Genomic DNA, 17417 nt, shown 5'->3' with positions numbered 1-17417 from the left:
AAATAGGATTCAAATATTGCATTATAAAAGCCTATGAATCCTATAAATTTTTGTGTTATTTTAATCTCAACAGCCCAAAGTCCGTAACCATGCTCGATAAAATGATTAGTTATTTTATCAACAAACTCATCCGATTGTTCTTTACTTAAAATATTTGGAAAATACTTCATTACTTTAGTGTTTGCATTCATCTTAGCAAATGGTATTTTATCTTCTTCTTTCCATCGTCTAAATCCTAAGCGCTCTGTTTCAAATTGGTATTTATTTTCCAAGCATCTCATCCTCCATGCAAAATTTTTCTCTTATTATTATTGCAGAAGAATACCCTAATTATTTTTTTGCCTTAACTACACAAAATTCAATTTTAGTATCTTCTATTGGAAAACCATCTATTCTTGCCCCTTCTATGATTTCACCTTCAGACGTTGGTTTTATATCTGCTATAAAAGAATTACAAATCTTAATATCCAACCCTGATTTTTTATATGTTTCAATAACATTAGCTCTTGTAGCATAAGCTATACTTCCAAGATCATTAAAGAAATTTATATGTACCTCATCATCTTCATCTATAAGCTGCATCACACACATGAACTCTCTGTTAGTTATCCTATTCATCTCACTTATTAATTCTCCTGGTTGTTCAATGTTCTGAATTCCCATATTACTAGTCATTGTTACAATTGAATTGTCTCTAAAAGGAGTCCTTCTTGCATCAAAAGCTATTAAGCTCAATCTATCGTATAAACCTTTAAATTTATAATACTCTTTATTCCTTGCAAGAATTGTAGGACTAAAATCTGTTGCCACAATATAATTTTTTGTTTCCTTTAATAGTTTTTCAATAAGGTATCCTTTGCCACTTGCAATATCTATAATGGGTTCATTATCTTTTATTTCCTTTACTATATAATCCATTTGGGCTTTCCAACCGTTAATATAATCGTCATTGTATATTTTTTGAAAAGCACTTTCAAACATTCTAGAACTTGTAATAAAATCTCTCTTCATTTCAAGGTAAGAGGCTTTAAACCAATAATCAGCACCATTTAATTCATTCTCTGGCGTATTCATTAATTTTTTATAAATATCTGGATTTTCTCTTAAATATTTTTCTAACCCACTTTCACCCTTTTCCCATAAGTCGTTTCTAGATAAAGATGTAGTCAGAAATACCGCAATCTCATCTCTAACTTCATATTCTGCCTGACATGATGAGCACTTTATATTTGCATTAATTATCCTATCCTCATTATCCTCGTTGATTTGCCATTCTAATTCATTATGACATAAAGGGCATATAAGCATATCCATATATTGTTTATGCATTTCTCATTCCTCCTAATTATAAATTAATTAGTTTCTTCAGTTCATTATATAGTTGTTCCTTAAATCTTTTTAACTCTCCCATAGATGGCTTTGTTTCTTCTGAATACATTTTGTTCTTATCAGTCCACCATACTGATCCTCTAACATCCCCATCATCTTTCCTTCTAGGAAATATATGCCAATGAAGATGAGCATCTCCATTACCTAACAACTCGTAATTTAATTTTTCGGGTGTAAAAGCATTATATACTGCTTCACCAACAATACTCATTTCATACAAAAACTTCTCCTTAAAGTCCTTTTCTAAGAAATGTAATTCTGTACTATGTTCCTCTGCGACAAAATATGGATTTGTATTATCTTTTATCATCTTGATTCTGTCACAAATCAAACAATCCTTCATCAATCTATTACCTCCTGTAGTTTAATTCATATTACATACTAGTTATCTATTTACATTCCTTGTCTAACTTATACTGACTGTTTGGTCTTATTTTCTTTTATCTCCATATATATAATTGTAAACATTATGGTCAGGTAATTTAATATAAGTACTCCAAAATATTGTACCATTATAATAAATTCTTTCTCCAAATATTCCATTTTTATTGGAAGCAAATTTATTAGAGCCATCATAATGAGAACCCCAAAATACATCATTATATACTTTATAACCTTATTTATATTACTAAATACTACTGAAACACTTACGGTAAAAACCTCAAGTTTCTTTTATTATCAATTAAGTAAACTTGCCATACAAATACCAACAATGCCTGTACTATAATAGTTGATATAATTGGTATAGTAAACAAAGAGACTATTATTAAGATAATAAACTGAATGACATATACATATAAAATTTGCTTAATATCACTTAATGAATCCATTATAAATTCTTTTAAATTTACAGTCTTATCTGTAATATTTTGCATACTTATATAGACTATTATTAAAGATATCCATAGGTTTATAAATCCCTTAATAAGATTATATATGGTTTTTATTATCGTATAATTTATTAAATGATTCTGATTTGTTGTATAGATAATTTGATTTACAATAAATATCGTTGTAATTATAAGTACTAAGTAAATTATTTCTTTCTTATTATTTCTAAGAATATCTTTTGCTTGCTTATTCATTTTTAACACCCCTTAAAAATCTACCGCACCCATCTCATTTTTCTACTCTAGTAATGTACATTGAATACAGTAATATTGTGTTATTTATGTTGTCCATTAACCATCCTATATTAATTTCAATTTTAAATCATTATCTATAAAATCCAATGTTTTATCTAAAAAACTGTTCATTTCTTCTTTAGTTAAATATTTATATTCTCTATCTAAATTTTTTGATGGATTTTGATAGAATTCTGTTATATATTTTATTCTTTGTATTATTGCTCCTTTAGGATAATAGTCTAAATAATCAGGGAAACATTTAATATTTTGAAATATCCTAAAAAATATACTTTCTGGATTATCCCTGAAATATAAATGATCCAAATCGTACCAATCTTCTTTTATTGTCCATATAAATTTTTTATCTGTTTTTAACCTTTGGTAATTAACATCCTCCTTTTGTTTCTTTGAAACTAATTTCTTAAATTCAATATCGGTTAAAAGATGGGTATAGTATCCGAATAGAAATGACTTCTCTTTCCTATCATTCACTTCCTTATCTAAATATGCATTATAGAACTTATCTGCAAATATATTCTTTTTCCCTTTATCACTCCAATGTGAAACTTCTGTAGGAGGTTCAAACTTACTCCAATCTTCGTTAGGCATTCCACAATCAGGTCCTATATTTCCTACTAAAAAACTTTCTTCATCAAAATCGTAACCTCTATTTAATAATCCTTCAGCAATTCTTATATGTAATCCCCATGTAGCCATAATCCATACCCCCTATTTTTATCTACTATATACAGCCGTTTTTAATTCTCTTATGTACGATTCCACCTTAGGTAAATTAGTTTTTCTTGCATGTTCTATTGATAATTCTATATTATAGGATACTCTTTGAAATTGAATTGAAAAATTTGATTTTATTTTATTATTCAGCTCACCCTCCATAATAACATATGAAGCCATTGTAATGTAATCACATGGATTACCAACACTTCCTACGTTAAACAATATTCTACCTTTACCTATTGTTTCAATGAATGTGCTATGAATATCTCCATATCCTACCATATCTACCTTAATATTATCGGTTTCTATACTTTTTATCCTTGGAATATCAAACATTTCTTCCTTTTCTTCAATTGAACTATTTTTGAATATTCTCTTAAATACATTATGTGGATGAGCATGAAAAAGTCTTAAATATCTTCCACTTATATAAAAACCTATAGCTTCAGGTAAATCTCGTAAATAATTTAATCTTTGTTTTCCGATTTGTTGCCTGTACCAACTAACATCTCCTGCTTTATCATTATTAGCTAAGTACTTGTCCCAATTTCCTGCTATAATAGTATCACATTTTTCTTTGCAAATATCTATCACTTCTAAAGAATTAGGACCTTTGCCAACCAAATCACCTAAACATATAACTTTTTCAATTGATCGTTTCTTAATATCTTTTAATACTGATTCTAGAGCTGGTAAATTACCATGTATATCTGAAATTATAGCTATTTTTTGCATTATAACTCCTTCCATAAACATACTACATTGCTTTATACTATAAGTAATTATTGCCTTGACCAATTCTGAATTTCAACAAAATTCCCTTCTGGATCTTTTGCATACACCACGGTTAGTAATCCAGTTCCATCATAATCCTTTTTTACAATTTCTCCGATTTGAGATCCTCCATGCTCCAATAAATTTTCTAGTACTTCTTCAACTGAATCAACATGAAATGCAATATGAGTGAAACCCTTACAATTAATTGATTGTGTTCTTTGGTTCTTGTTTTCTGGCTCATACTCAAATATCTCAAGTGTTGGACCCTCTTCACTTCCAGGAAGACGTAAATGTATACCAGTCACTCTAACACCATCTATTTCTGTCAGTTTATCAATCCATTCACCAGACAGATCTCTTTCTGGTAGAACTGGTTCGCAATTGAATACTTCACAATAAAACTCTGCAAGTTTCTTCCAATTATCCGCAATTATATTAGTGTGTATGTACTTAATATTATTATCATTCATAACAAGATTTTAATTCTCCTTTCAAATGTAACCAGCTTATTAACTAATCACTTGATATCACATAAAGTTTAATTATAAAATTATTATCAATTTCTTGTAGTTCATTTTTTACTCTATATGAATTCCTTCATCTATCCTTTTATCCCATAGGAAATAAGTGTACACGATGGCTCATATACAATGAATCTTTATTATCTATTACATGGTTACACTAATAACAATAATTATGGTTCTTTTTTTCTTTACAACATACATAGATTCCTTTACACTTTCTATGCTTACAGTGTTCTTCAGCTCCTAAGCAAGGATTTTTCTCTCTTAGATATCCATCCCCCACAATAAATGCCACATGGAGGTATGAATCCATTATATTTTTCAGTAAATAATTTCTCCCTTCATAATAGTTATAAAAGAATATTTACAAATTAATTAACGTGAATATCAAGTATAATATGTTTTTCTTAATACAACTCTAAATCCTTTAATACCTCTAAAGTAATCTCTTTAGCTTTTGATCCTGTTGCATTATCATCTGCTACAATATTGGTGGCGAAATAAAATGTTTTATCATCTCGTTGTATGGTTCCAACAAACCAACCAATCTTAGAATAACCTGCTGTCCCTGTTTTTCCAGATAATATATAGTCATCGGTTGATTCCAATGTAATTATGTCCCTTACTATAGCCATATTTTCTTTACTAAACGTAAGATTATCATGATATAAATTATATAATAAATCTACTTGTTCTCGAGCACTAACTTCAAAAGATGATGTTAACCAAAACTTAGTTATTCCACCTGATATATCCTTATTACCATAATCTAGCATATCTAAATATTTTTGCATTTGTTCTACCCCTACTTCAGACGCTAGTCTTTCATAGTACCAAACTACTGAATTAGCTATTGCACTAGCTAAAGTGTGGTCTTGATTCCATGATTCAAAAGGGTATTTCTTTCCATCCCATTTATACACATGTTCCTTACCCTCAATAACACCTGTTTCAAGTCCGATAAGTGAATTTAAAATCTTAAATGTTGAGCAAGGAGATATACGTTCATCAACTTGCTCTTTATTATAGATTAGATAGTTTGATGATATCTCATCATACATAACAAAGCAACCATCATAATTTTCAAAAAACTTATCATAAGATTCAATAATAATATTACTTGATTCTTTTTTTTCATCTACTAAACTACTTGATGCAACTTCTTCTTTATTATTTGAATCAATGCTACTGTCGCTTGACCCTTTATTTTCATCTATTAAATTACTTTCAACATCTTCGCTATCATTAGAATCAATACTACTATTACTTGATTCAATTTTATTATCCTCTAAGTTACTTGAACATGCCGTTAGTATACTGATTATTATTAAAGTTAAAAAAACTAATTTCCCAATCTTCATTTCCTCTAATCCTCCCCATTGAAATCATAAATTAAACCGTTCTTTTATCATTTTAGCAACAAGTTCTGCCGAAATATTGGAGTTATCAATTTTAATATAGTTGTCAAACTGAATTTCACCATCATTACTAACACAACGATATTTATTATCATCATTGATTAGTCTTTGATTAGATATTTCAATATCCCGTTTTGAAGCCTTATGTTTTAAGCGATTTTCAGTATTATTTCTTTTCAATCTTATTTCTTGAGGTGCAACAAGTTCCACATAATAAACGTCAGCACCATTCTTTCTAAAGATATTAGTTACATGCTCAACGTAATCCCAATCTGATTTTTGGTCAAAAGCCCACATATATGTAAATATCAATCCGTAATTATCTGATGCAGCAAATTCTTCAAAGATAATTTCTCTTAATCTACTTATTGATTTCCCTTGAAAATAGCCGAATACTTCAATAACGGGTTCGATAGTCATATGATTATGGAACAAACGTAAATCTGTAATTTTCATAAGTTCTTGTCCTACTGTCATTTTTCCGACAGCTGCGTCACCAATTAAAAACACTAACTTCACAACAAATCCCCCTTAAAAATCTAAATTATTATTTTTGACAAGCAATTAATTTAGTATATTTCTAAGATTATATTATAAAAATATTTATTAGTCAAAATCAATTAATTATTTATCGAAATATATGTTATGATACTACACTAATTACTTGTTTTCATAAACTTTTAAATATTCTCTACATTTGGTAGACCATCACACGATAAGAATATCCCATCGGTATTTTCTTCAAGTCTGCTAACAATTTCTTTTATAACTTACCCTATTCTCAACTTATACATTTTATCCATATAAACAATATATTTTCATTTTTAATAGTCATATATTCATTTGGCATTAAATCTCTTATTCCAATGCACAGTATGTTTTTTGTGCCGTTGACACCTGTAAGATTTCATAAATCCTAAGTCTAATACGCTATTAAACTTATTAAGTCATATCTATATTTACAATTAATTTTTCACTTTACCCTTCGTTACAGTTGATATAAATTTTAATATTCTATCACAATACTCTTTGTCTTGTTCCATATTGATGAAGTCACTATCCTTGATTATAAAATGTTCCCAAGAATCTCTTAACCACCATTCACAATTGCTTGACGCTTCTGTTAACAACCGATGCATATTCTTTGCTTGTACTTCAGAATCACTAGTACATGCAATAAGAAGAGCTGGTCTATCGTCCATATTTCCTATCTGATTAATTGGCCTCATATCTTTAAACTCATCGCCAAAAACTAATGTGAGATAAAAACTTGTTATGCTTCTTTCAATTTCACAGATGAAAGCTGGAATATTATATTCTATCATTGTGTCATAGACTACATCTTCAAAACTGGAGTAAGCGGACATAGCAATAAGCCCATCTATATCTTTTAATGAACCAAAGGAATTAATTGCCACGGCACCGCCCATAGATACTCCCTGAACAATAATTGGTATATTATCATACTTTTCTTGTTCTTTAATATAATCAATAACTGCTTTAACATCCGATACCTCTTTATAACCTAAACAAATGTCATCCCCTTCACTATTTCCATGCCCTCTTACTTCTAATAATATAGATGCATATCCCTCGTCTTTCATCCATTTACAATGGCCATAGAAATATGTAACCGATGGTTGTCTAATTCCTGTTAAGTAAATAATAATTCCTTTTGGATTAGGGGTTAACACTTCTGATACCCATACTTTAACCCCATCATCTGTTGTTAACTTCATCTCATTAACATCCAAGTCAAAGTCATTTGCATTATATATATGTTGTAATGGATGATCAGATAAGTTTCCTTCATATGTAACTTTTTGCTTTACTTGATCAATAATTATTATAGGTATTATAAGTAATACAATTATTGACAAAACTAATATACTTATAAATACATTTTTTATTCTCTTGAACCATATTGTGCAAAATATAGAATCATCCAATTTATTTTTCATTTTAAGTATTCCTTTTCATATATATTTCTGTTAAATTAATATACTTGTTATACGAAACATAAGCTATCCATCGTTTTAATTAACTGGACTATCAGAGTCCTTTTGTCTAAGTAAGTAGCGACCGGATATGAATTGTTCTCTATTCATACTTAAATTCATCCTTACTAAATAATGTGTTTTTTATTAGGTTGCATGTTTAAATATCTATGAATTGGTTTAATCATGATACCACAACAGCGTGAATATATCTTATTAGAAGAAAGATGGCTTAACCATTAACTATACTTGATATTAATAAATCATATTCTTTACCTAACGGTAAGTTAAGGTCTACTTTTAAACTTCTCCTAGTAGTTTCAATTTCTTCATCTTTCATAGGATTATATCCTTTTTTAATAGACTTTTCCCAATATATTCCTATACCTCTCTTTTGCCATATAGGCAAATCATTATAGTTAATTCCCTCATTATATAATAATTCATTTTTATTAGCTACTGTTTTACTAGATAGAAAGTTAGTTGCTTCAATGGCTGAAATTCCTTTTCTCCTTAATGTCCAATAACAATGAGCATTAAGAGAATTTCTATGAGCATCTGCTTGTCTCCATTGAAAATAATCAATTACTGCTTCTAGATTTGGTAACTCCGATACTCTACAATCAAAACATCCAATGTCCCCTAATAGATTTGTAAACTTTGCGCTTGCTTCTCCAGCTAGTATAGAATTTATTTTCCTTACTTTTCTCCCAAAAGTTGAATCTTCCAAGTGAAATAGCAATGAAATTTCATCACTTTGAGTAAAACCATATATAATTCTAAATCCACAAGTCATCAAATGTTTAGTTGTTTCTATCATGTAATCTCTAAACTGACAATCAAAAGGAGCTTGAAATTTATGTATCTCTTTAGTTAGTCTAGTAAAATTTCTTCCATCTATTCTAGTTACAATATATATACCAGGTAAAACGTTATAATCCTTGGAAGTTTCATATATTCTCATTTTTTTATCTATTTCATTAAATTTCATCATTCCACTCCTCAATTATATATTTATTATTTTTTAAAGATACATAGTATAATTTATCAAAACCTTCTTTATAAGAAGGTAGTTCTAACTTATTATATGTACTTAAGATACCTAATTGGGGAATTTTTTCTTTTCCTTTCCTCAGTTCATTACGAATTATAGCATCATTGAGAGTTGATTTAAAATAATAACCAATAACTTTAAATTTTCCTTCTTTTAACTTTGATATATACTTCTCTCTGTCTGCAACAGCTGGATTAGTATTATCAATAACTAAGGGTTGTTTTGCTCTTATACAAGCATCAATAAGAATTCTTTCCCTATTTCTTGTTTTTAGCATATCTAAATTTAGCCTCATATGTGTATTGAAAAATAATTGTTTATAGAAGCTACTTTTCCCACTAGCTTGTATTCCTATGAAAACTATTCCTTCCATATTATTCTCTCCTTACTCTATTTCAAAACAAATCTATAAATATATTACTCTTAAGAGAATGCTCCAACTTTAGTAATAATATGACTTAACGAAATCATATGTTTTATTAGATTGGCTGCACCAATCAACAAAACTAATATCTATATTTAAGTCTTTAAAAGTATACCAATCTGTATAAAGATTATAGTAATACTGATACTCACTACTATACTTTTGTTTCAGTTCTATAGGTATTCGTTCTAAAAAATCTTTAAAGTCACTCAGCAAAGTCATAACAATAGTCTTTTTCATAAATTACTCCCTCAGGAATATGATGGCTTCCATACCATAAATCGTTAATATATCCTTTCACTATGGTATCAATCGTGATTCTATCATTAGGGTCCAAGTCATATGATTCCAACAATAGTTTAAATGGATTACCAAATTCATTAACAACTAGTTTATAAAACACCTTATCTGTTCTCATAAACATATAGAGCCATCGCATATGAATTGGTGATTTTCGTTGAGATTTCTCAAATAAATGAGGGAAAATAACTTCTTTCACAAGTGGATACTGAATTATTAAATCAGGATTCTTATCATATTTAGCCTCACTACAATAATCTACAAACAGTTCCAAGAGATTTTTATCAAGCCTCTTTAAATATACTATTAAATCATCCATTAACTTTTTGCTTTGTTTCTTTAGACCAGAATTATAAGCTTTTGCATACTCTAACCAAATTTTATTGAGATTTTTATCATTAGTATTTATTTTTGCAATTACTTCTCTCATACTCATTCACATCCTTAATTCTTAAAGCACCTTTTATAGTAATTTCCTATATTCTAATGTAGAATTCATAAGTACTCAACCATAACTTAAATTCATTACTTCTAGATTCTACATTTCCACAAATACTAGAGGTCGCAGATTTATACTCCCGACGTCTCTGACTAGACCTGTAAAAACTTCTTTTTACTTACTTTAATTAATAAGGAGATAAAGTCCAATTAATAATCCTAATAATGGTATTATTATAAATATAACCCTTAAAATTAACTGTTTATTTTCAACTGGTGAGATTTATAAACTTTTCCCCATTCATTAATTGCAACTGCTATATATTTCATTTGGTATTGAAAATTACAAATAATAATTATTATGCATTTGTCTTTTTCTCTATAGGAATCCATATTTCGCAAAAACAATCTGTCTCAAGATCTTGTGAGTACAATTCAAAATCAGTATCATCAATCATATTATATTCTGAACCTGGAAGAAACTCAGAAAAGATCTTACTCCATGTTTCCCCTATACAATCCGCAGTTTCACCAATACATTTAAATACAGCCCATAATGTAGGTTTTACCTCCCATATGGAATATCCTTCAGGTAAATTACCACTACTAAATTTCATACCAATACCATAATCAAAATATTTACTTTCTTTTGATATAGGTGCACAAACTCCATAGATATCGTGCTCATTAGTATTTTGTTTCAAAACCTCAAATATACCATTGGCGCCACATTCTTTCCAAAAGTCTGGAATTTCAGTATTCCCCTCTTCTGAAATTGATTCATTCCTAAACTTTCTAATCTTAGCCAATAATTTAAATTCTTCTCTCTTTTCAATTCTGTAATCCATAACAGTACCACCTTCCAATTTTATTTTAATGAGAAGGCGATTAAATGATTTTAATTTCATACCTGCACACCTTGCCACATTAGGCGTAATACCATGAAATCTAGTAAATGCCTTTGTAAAACTCTCAGGCGAATTGTAACCATATTTTAAAGCAATATCAATTACTTTTGCATCAGATAAAGAAATTTCCTGCCCCGCCATAGATAATCTTCTATTTCTGATATACTCATTGGCTGTAATACCAGTCACTAAACTAAATGTTCTATGGAAATAGTAACTTGACACGTAGATATGCTTTGCAACATCTTCATAGGTAATTGGTTCTAATATATGCTCTTCCATATAGTTGATTGCTCTTTGTAAATTTTGAATAAAATTCATCTAATTCACCTCCCAATATAAATTGTACTAAAATAAAATTGTTAATTCCTATCCTACCTTGCTTTGTTTTGTCTAAATAAACCTAATAAGTGTACGCAGCTAAGGAAAATAAATTGTTAATTATTCTATTATATCATTAATTCTTGTTATAATCCTATCAGGTACTATTATAGTATCTTCTGGAAGCCCTACCTCCTCAAAATCATTCCATATAGAATAAATTCCTAATTCCTGTGGTGCTTGAACATCCCAAATAAGATTATCACCTATAGACCATGTATCATTAGGCATAACATTCATATAATCCATTACAGTCTTATATATTCTTATATCCGGTTTTCCATATCCCACTTCAGTTTCAATCAGTATAATATCAAAATACTTTTCTAATCCAAATCTTTCTATTTTATATCTTTGTATCTCAGCCTCTCCATTTGTTATAAGTGCTAGTTTTATTCCATTTTTCATGAGAATTTCTAATGTTTCTTGTGCCTTTGGGAAAAATCTAAGCGCTTTAAGCCGCTTTTCTGAAAATGTATCTACAATTGGAATAATGTCTTCTTTTGGCAATTTTAGCTTACCGAAAACATTACCTATTATTTCTCTTCTCGCTTCCCTTTGATTTTTTCTACCTTTATCATTGCTCTTTCTATCATTCCAATATTGGAGTCTAATATCCGTTATAGTTTTATATAGCGTTTTGGAATCAACATTATCATTAACTTTTGAATATTCCTCACACATTAATTGCCACGTCTCATTAGCAGTACCTTTTAATGATAAAATTGTATCATCCAGATCAAATATAATAGCCTTTGGTAACATATTCAAACCTCCTAGTAAATGGTAATTTATAGCTTGTATTAGCTTGATTATTAATTTAATAATACTAGAACTAATTGTTTCAATTGTATTTATTAAATTGTTAATACGAATCAATCAATTATGTAATAATGAAATCAGTTAAATAATATTAAACATTACAGAGATAGAAGCAATAAAATTACCTAACCCATGTAACACCCAACTTGATATAATTGAACCACCTGACTGTTTTTCATTAATCCATCCACTCACCCATCCTGACATACCAGTTAAAACAATAATAATTATAGTTCCCATTACTCCAGCTATCCAAAAAAAGAATATTCCATGCATTAATCCAAATAATAATCCTTGAATAATATTTCCAAATCTAAATCCATATTTATTTATAAGTCTTTTAGCTAGAAATCCTCTAAAAAATATTTCTTCAGATAAACCTGTCTGTATAAAAGAGTATATTACAACAGGTATTAAAGCAGAAAAACCTTTACCTGCAAACTGTGATGTTGCATTGTTGGAAGTATCAATATATAAAGGAAATATATAAAATACTGTTATAAACGAAAGAAGTAACATACCTAATACTGATAGGATATATTTTTTATAATCTTTTACTATAATTTTTCTAAAGCCTAACCAATGTAAAAAAGTTGAATTTTTTCTATCACTTATTATCCACCAGATAAATGGTATAATTGAAAATGCAATGACCTGAATAATAGCATTTATAAGGTGATTAAAACTATCCATTTTATCATCTCCAATTTTTTTATATAGAATACAAAACTATTGCTTCATACACATTATGTATTAATTCAATAAAACTTTTATAAATAGATTTATTTTAGACTATCGTAACGTATCTCTTTAAGATCCTTTAGTAAAATACTAAATCTTAATCTATCAATATACTCTCCATGTCGAAATCTATCTTCTCTTAAAATCCCTTCACTAATAAAACCTATTCTAGTATAACATTTAATTGCATTTTCGTTATCATAGTCAACACGCAACCAAATTTTATTAAGTTTCAATTCTACAAAACCTATCTGTAACATAGCTTTTATAGCAGCAGCACCATATCCCTTACCCCAAAATTCTTTATTTCCAATTGTTATTCCTAATTCTGCATTACTATTAACATCATCAAAATTTTTCAAATCTACCCATCCAATATGTACATTATCTTCTGTTAATATAGCTTTTTGTAAATATCCATTAGTTCTGTCAATACACATTTTAATCCATACCTTAGTTTCTTCTCTAGTGAATGGAGGATATTTGTTTGGAATAGATAGATATTTTGTAACTTCCTTATCTAAAGACCACTTATATCTATCCTCTAAATCATCTAAAATTAAATCTCTTAATATTACTTTAGGTATCATAAAAAACACCTCATCTCCATTCTTTTATATTAGTTGTTAAATAATCTCTACCTTCATATTTGTTCCAACTTGTACCTCTCTTGCATTCTTAATTGGTAAAAAATATATAAACATATCAGAATTACACTTACGGTGATTCTCAAAACTTATATTAACACTAATATAACTTTTGATTAGTATCTTAAAGTACTTCTGGGTTTGTGGATAATCAATATTGCAACTATCTGGAATAACCAAGTCCGAAAAATCACACACATAACCATTCGTACCGTTTTGTAATGTAACTTTCCAAAATTTCTTGTTTAAACTTATATCATCAACACTCAATTGACAATCACTAGCTGATATAAAACCTGAATTGATGGCTTCACCACATATTATAACCTGAAAACCTACTGATGATTTCCCAAGATTCTTTACTGTAAATTTATATGATTTATTATCACCAATATTAGATTTATACTCCATATAATAACTTACAAATTGTAATTTAGTCTGATCTAATTCCGTATCTTCCTGCTCTTCTTTTACATTCTTGAAAAATAATGTAATTGCAGAATTCAAATCTAACTCCTGTAAATGCCTATGGCTTAGAAGGCATAATGAATTATCTATAGAAACTATATTAACAAATTCACTAATCTTATCATCTACAAAGACTGTGTGTTTACTGAAAATTGATTTTATAGTTTTACTGTCAATTTCTTCACCACAATTAATCCATGCCTTTATATTCTTATAACTAACAGTACTCATTTCATTTAAATTTGTTATGTTAGCTTTCATTTTCCCATCTCTAAATAATTCAATATTAAAGTAGTCACTATCAATTACACTTATACAAAGGATTTCCGTATCAATTACCTTACCTAAAGAGATAGCCATATCTGTTGACAGTTCAATATTTGAGGCATCAAGATTACTATCAAAGAGTGACATCCATTTAGCATCTGGTCGTGCAATTAATGTAATCTTCCTATCAAAATCAGATGCTTCAGCTTCAACATAACCTGAATTCTTCATCATTACACCAATTGCATCTACAACAGTATCAGTATCAATAAATTTTTTTCTTTTTAATTGTAAATTTGAACAAAACGTACCCATTTTTCCTCCTTTAAACATTAGTAAAATGTATTTCCATAACCTATCTAATTATTAACTAACGTTACACTATTACCTGTGTTCCCCTCTAAAAAGAAATCCTTTATTTTCTTAAAATAAATTTCTATTTATTATAATTTATATATTCTAACAAAATATATTTTTCTTCTACCTTCTTTATAATACTTCTATTATAGCTTTTAATATGAATTGAATCATCATATATATATTCAATATAGTTTGTTGAGTAAATTGTATATGTTCCATCTCCGTTATTTAGTATATTATCAACTTCACTATACAATCCAAATGATTCCGGCATTTGAATTTCAGATATATCATATTTATTATCAGCATAATCTACTAATTCATCAATATTTTGGTGCTTACCTATTGACTTACCAAAGAAATTAAGGCTTGTTTCGCTCACTAGTTCATCAGTTACATATCTATCTACTTTATCATTATACCAAAGGTTATAAAATAAACCGAAGGTAATTAAATTAACATCAGATACATTATTTTGTTCAAAAGATTGTTGCTCAACTCTTGCAAATATTGATAAATAATCATTTAATCTTTCAATTTCATCATCTTCAATTGCGATACATTCTTTATCTAATTCTTCTTTTTCATAATCATTTAGATTCCTATCTTTGATATGATAAATAAGTATTAAGCCTAAAATTACTATTAATAAGCAACCAGTGAGAATATTTTTTTTCATATAATCTACTCCGTTTAACCAAATTTATTTATAAACTCTTTACAATGTAAGAAATACCCATCTAAACCTCTATATTAATTCTATTTCAATGATGTGTTTTTTTTAGGTTTTATTAGTAGATGCTTCATTTTTATTTCTTTTAATCTATAACTTTCTAGCTATTATTGATACCAAATTAAAATAATTACCACCTTCAGCATTTAACATTTTAATATCTTCCTTAGCATAAATATTATCAGTGGAAAGCCAGTCATTCCATGCATCTTTTAAGCAATTCATTTCAGTACAATCTTCAATACTAACTAATTCCGATTTGCTCCATAGGTTATACCACCATTCACAAGAATGAAAATTCATATCTTCAGTTAAGTATGGATTTAATTCTTCTGGTATTCCATTGGTAAATTCTTTTATTATCCCAGGAATTGCTACTGCAATTTGCCCATCTTTTTTTACAAGTGGAGCTAAGTAATTTGTTAAATAGTCTTTTGTACAACCAAAATAATGATATGCATCTACACTTACTGCAACATCAAAGTACTCTTTAGCGTACGGTAAATTATAAGCATCTGCGTGTATTGGTATTATTTTATCTTCCAAATGCATAGCTTTTATTCTTTCAAAATTATCTGTTGCACTAATCCATAAATCTGTTGCATAAACAGTTACACCATATTCCTTAGCTAAATATATTGAAGTTAAACCTTTTCCACATCCTAGGTCAAGTACTCGCATTCCTTTTTCTAATTTTAATGATTCTGCCAACTCTGAAATAATCCTCATTGAGTTAGGACCCATCATGTTGCTCTTAATGAACTCTTCATCATAATTATAACTATTTTCAAACATAGAACCTTACCTACCTTCCTAACCTTTTGCTCATTATGCTAAACTTTAGTACCTATAATACGTTTTACTTCTAATACATCCATAACATCCACCTTGTTCTTTTTTAGTGGTTGTTATGGATGTATTGATTATGATTTCAACTCACTCTTGATAATAAACTCTGTTAGGTAGATGTGATAATAATTATTTCTTGATGATAGGATACCACAGTTCAATATATCCATATTTCTCTGTACCGCCATAAATCTCAAAATTTGCGCTATCAGCTCTTTCATAATTTGCTGTTGGTAACCATTCACTATAAAATCTTTTCTGCAAAGTAGTTAGTACTTTGAAGAATTCATCTCCCCATTTAAATTTTGGTGATTCTAAAACAACATATGTCTGTGCAGGAATATGAATAGTTTTATATCCCTTTGTGTTACTGCTTTTTGATACAAATGAACATAGCATATACGGGAAAGTATTTTCTTCTGTCTTACGATAATATTCTGCCCCATGTATTTTGCATAAGTCTTGAGGTAGAAAAGTTGGCAAATCCCCTGCATTTGAAAGAAGTCTATCATACTCTCCATTTTTTTGACATGTTTGCCAGAGCTCTGCTGGACTTAGATATCCTTTTTTTCCTGTTAATGATACTATTGTTTCAATACCGAAAATCTCAAAAGCCTCTTTGGTTTCAATCCTGTAATCCATTTCTTTATCTCCTTTAATTGAAATTTGAAAGGAAATTTTAGGATAGGCTTTCAATTTTACACCATCTTGTTTTGATTGGGTTGGAGTTAATCCATGAAGTGCTCTAAAAGTTCTTGCAAAAGATGTTGCGGAATCATATCCATATTTTATAGCTACATCAATTACTTTACTGTTGGAATTTTGTAATTCCAATGCCGCTTGTGTCATTCTTCTTCGTCTAATATATTCAGCCAATGAAATATCAGTTATGAATGCAAACATACGTTGGAAATTATAAGATGAACAACAAGCTCTCATAGCAACTTCATTGAAATTTATATCTTGTGTTAAGTTTTCTTCAATGTAATCAATTGCCAAATTCATTTTTGTTAGCCAATCCATATTAATCCCTCCTCAATTAAAGAATATTATAT

General features: G+C 28.7%; 23 protein-coding genes. All 23 read right to left on the bottom strand.

Annotated features, from left to right (window positions below; genetic code table 11):
- On the bottom strand, window positions 1-272 hold a 272-nt coding region (locus AACQ14_RS19835; RefSeq protein ID WP_339365326.1), incomplete at its 3' end, for a GNAT family N-acetyltransferase.
- A 58-nt stretch (window positions 273-330) separates the two neighbouring features.
- Window positions 331-1329 carry a methyltransferase domain-containing protein gene (locus tag AACQ14_RS19830; RefSeq protein ID WP_339365324.1) on the bottom strand — a complete coding sequence of 333 codons (999 nt, stop codon included), beginning with the start codon at window positions 1327-1329 and terminating at the stop codon, window positions 331-333.
- A gap of 16 nt (window positions 1330-1345) precedes the next feature.
- On the bottom strand, window positions 1346-1732 hold the full coding sequence (locus AACQ14_RS19825; RefSeq protein ID WP_339365323.1) for an HIT family protein: 387 nt from the start codon (window positions 1730-1732) through the stop codon (window positions 1346-1348).
- A gap of 304 nt (window positions 1733-2036) precedes the next feature.
- A complete protein-coding gene (locus AACQ14_RS19820) occupies window positions 2037-2474 on the bottom strand; it encodes a hypothetical protein (RefSeq protein ID WP_339365322.1) in 438 nt (145 codons plus the stop codon).
- A 105-nt stretch (window positions 2475-2579) separates the two neighbouring features.
- Window positions 2580-3233 carry a zinc dependent phospholipase C family protein gene (locus AACQ14_RS19815; RefSeq protein WP_339365321.1) on the bottom strand — a complete coding sequence of 218 codons (654 nt, stop codon included), beginning with the start codon at window positions 3231-3233 and terminating at the stop codon, window positions 2580-2582.
- A gap of 18 nt (window positions 3234-3251) precedes the next feature.
- Entirely contained in the window at window positions 3252-3989 is a 738-nt protein-coding gene (locus tag AACQ14_RS19810) for a metallophosphoesterase family protein (protein WP_339365320.1), read from the bottom strand.
- 47 nt (window positions 3990-4036) lie between these two features.
- The gene (locus tag AACQ14_RS19805; RefSeq protein ID WP_339365319.1) at window positions 4037-4501 is read right to left on the bottom strand and encodes a VOC family protein; all 465 of its coding nucleotides are present in this window, start codon (window positions 4499-4501) and stop codon (window positions 4037-4039) included.
- A gap of 211 nt (window positions 4502-4712) precedes the next feature.
- The gene (locus AACQ14_RS19800; RefSeq protein ID WP_339365318.1) at window positions 4713-4868 is read right to left on the bottom strand and encodes a hypothetical protein; all 156 of its coding nucleotides are present in this window, start codon (window positions 4866-4868) and stop codon (window positions 4713-4715) included.
- 94 nt (window positions 4869-4962) lie between these two features.
- A complete protein-coding gene (gene blaOXA, locus AACQ14_RS19795) occupies window positions 4963-5916 on the bottom strand; it encodes a class D beta-lactamase (RefSeq protein ID WP_339365317.1) in 954 nt (317 codons plus the stop codon).
- A gap of 24 nt (window positions 5917-5940) precedes the next feature.
- On the bottom strand, window positions 5941-6492 hold the full coding sequence (locus AACQ14_RS19790; RefSeq protein ID WP_339365316.1) for a DEAD/DEAH box helicase family protein: 552 nt from the start codon (window positions 6490-6492) through the stop codon (window positions 5941-5943).
- A gap of 446 nt (window positions 6493-6938) precedes the next feature.
- The gene (locus AACQ14_RS19785) at window positions 6939-7934 is read right to left on the bottom strand and encodes an alpha/beta hydrolase (RefSeq protein ID WP_339365315.1); all 996 of its coding nucleotides are present in this window, start codon (window positions 7932-7934) and stop codon (window positions 6939-6941) included.
- 268 nt (window positions 7935-8202) lie between these two features.
- Window positions 8203-8961: a tRNA(His) guanylyltransferase Thg1 family protein gene (locus tag AACQ14_RS19780; protein ID WP_339365314.1), complete on the bottom strand. Its 759-nt coding sequence runs from the start codon at window positions 8959-8961 to the stop codon at window positions 8203-8205.
- Window positions 8951-9397 carry an ATP-binding protein gene (locus tag AACQ14_RS19775; RefSeq protein WP_339365313.1) on the bottom strand — a complete coding sequence of 149 codons (447 nt, stop codon included), beginning with the start codon at window positions 9395-9397 and terminating at the stop codon, window positions 8951-8953. Before AACQ14_RS19775 ends, AACQ14_RS19780 begins: the two co-directional genes overlap by 11 nt.
- Window positions 9398-9466: 69 nt before the next feature.
- Complete coding sequence (locus AACQ14_RS19770; protein ID WP_339365312.1) at window positions 9467-9688, bottom strand: hypothetical protein; 222 nt, start codon at window positions 9686-9688, stop codon at window positions 9467-9469.
- Window positions 9654-10178 (bottom strand): hypothetical protein, encoded by a 525-nt coding sequence (locus tag AACQ14_RS19765; protein ID WP_339365311.1) that lies wholly within the window; start codon window positions 10176-10178, stop codon window positions 9654-9656. Before AACQ14_RS19765 ends, AACQ14_RS19770 begins: the two co-directional genes overlap by 35 nt.
- Window positions 10179-10545: 367 nt before the next feature.
- Entirely contained in the window at window positions 10546-11415 is an 870-nt protein-coding gene (locus AACQ14_RS19760; protein WP_339365310.1) for an AraC family transcriptional regulator, read from the bottom strand.
- Between the two features lie 120 nt (window positions 11416-11535).
- On the bottom strand, window positions 11536-12240 hold the full coding sequence (locus AACQ14_RS19755) for an HAD family hydrolase (protein ID WP_339365309.1): 705 nt from the start codon (window positions 12238-12240) through the stop codon (window positions 11536-11538).
- Between the two features lie 138 nt (window positions 12241-12378).
- Complete coding sequence (locus tag AACQ14_RS19750) at window positions 12379-12990, bottom strand: CPBP family intramembrane glutamic endopeptidase (protein WP_339365308.1); 612 nt, start codon at window positions 12988-12990, stop codon at window positions 12379-12381.
- Window positions 12991-13079: 89 nt separating this feature from the next.
- Window positions 13080-13628, bottom strand: coding sequence for a GNAT family N-acetyltransferase (locus AACQ14_RS19745; RefSeq protein WP_339365307.1), 549 nt, complete (start codon window positions 13626-13628; stop codon window positions 13080-13082).
- Between the two features lie 36 nt (window positions 13629-13664).
- Complete coding sequence (locus AACQ14_RS19740; protein ID WP_339365306.1) at window positions 13665-14735, bottom strand: hypothetical protein; 1071 nt, start codon at window positions 14733-14735, stop codon at window positions 13665-13667.
- Between the two features lie 121 nt (window positions 14736-14856).
- On the bottom strand, window positions 14857-15459 hold the full coding sequence (locus AACQ14_RS19735) for a hypothetical protein (protein WP_339365305.1): 603 nt from the start codon (window positions 15457-15459) through the stop codon (window positions 14857-14859).
- Window positions 15460-15603: 144 nt separating this feature from the next.
- A complete protein-coding gene (locus AACQ14_RS19730; RefSeq protein ID WP_339365304.1) occupies window positions 15604-16308 on the bottom strand; it encodes an SAM-dependent methyltransferase in 705 nt (234 codons plus the stop codon).
- Window positions 16309-16491: 183 nt separating this feature from the next.
- Window positions 16492-17385, bottom strand: coding sequence for an AraC family transcriptional regulator (locus AACQ14_RS19725; protein WP_339365303.1), 894 nt, complete (start codon window positions 17383-17385; stop codon window positions 16492-16494).
- Window positions 17386-17417: the final 32 nt, after the last annotated feature.

The organism is Vallitalea maricola, from assembly GCF_036985595.1.
GTDB lineage: Bacteria > Bacillota > Clostridia > Lachnospirales > Vallitaleaceae > Vallitalea > Vallitalea maricola.
This window is presented reverse-complemented; position numbering and strand designations above follow the sequence as displayed.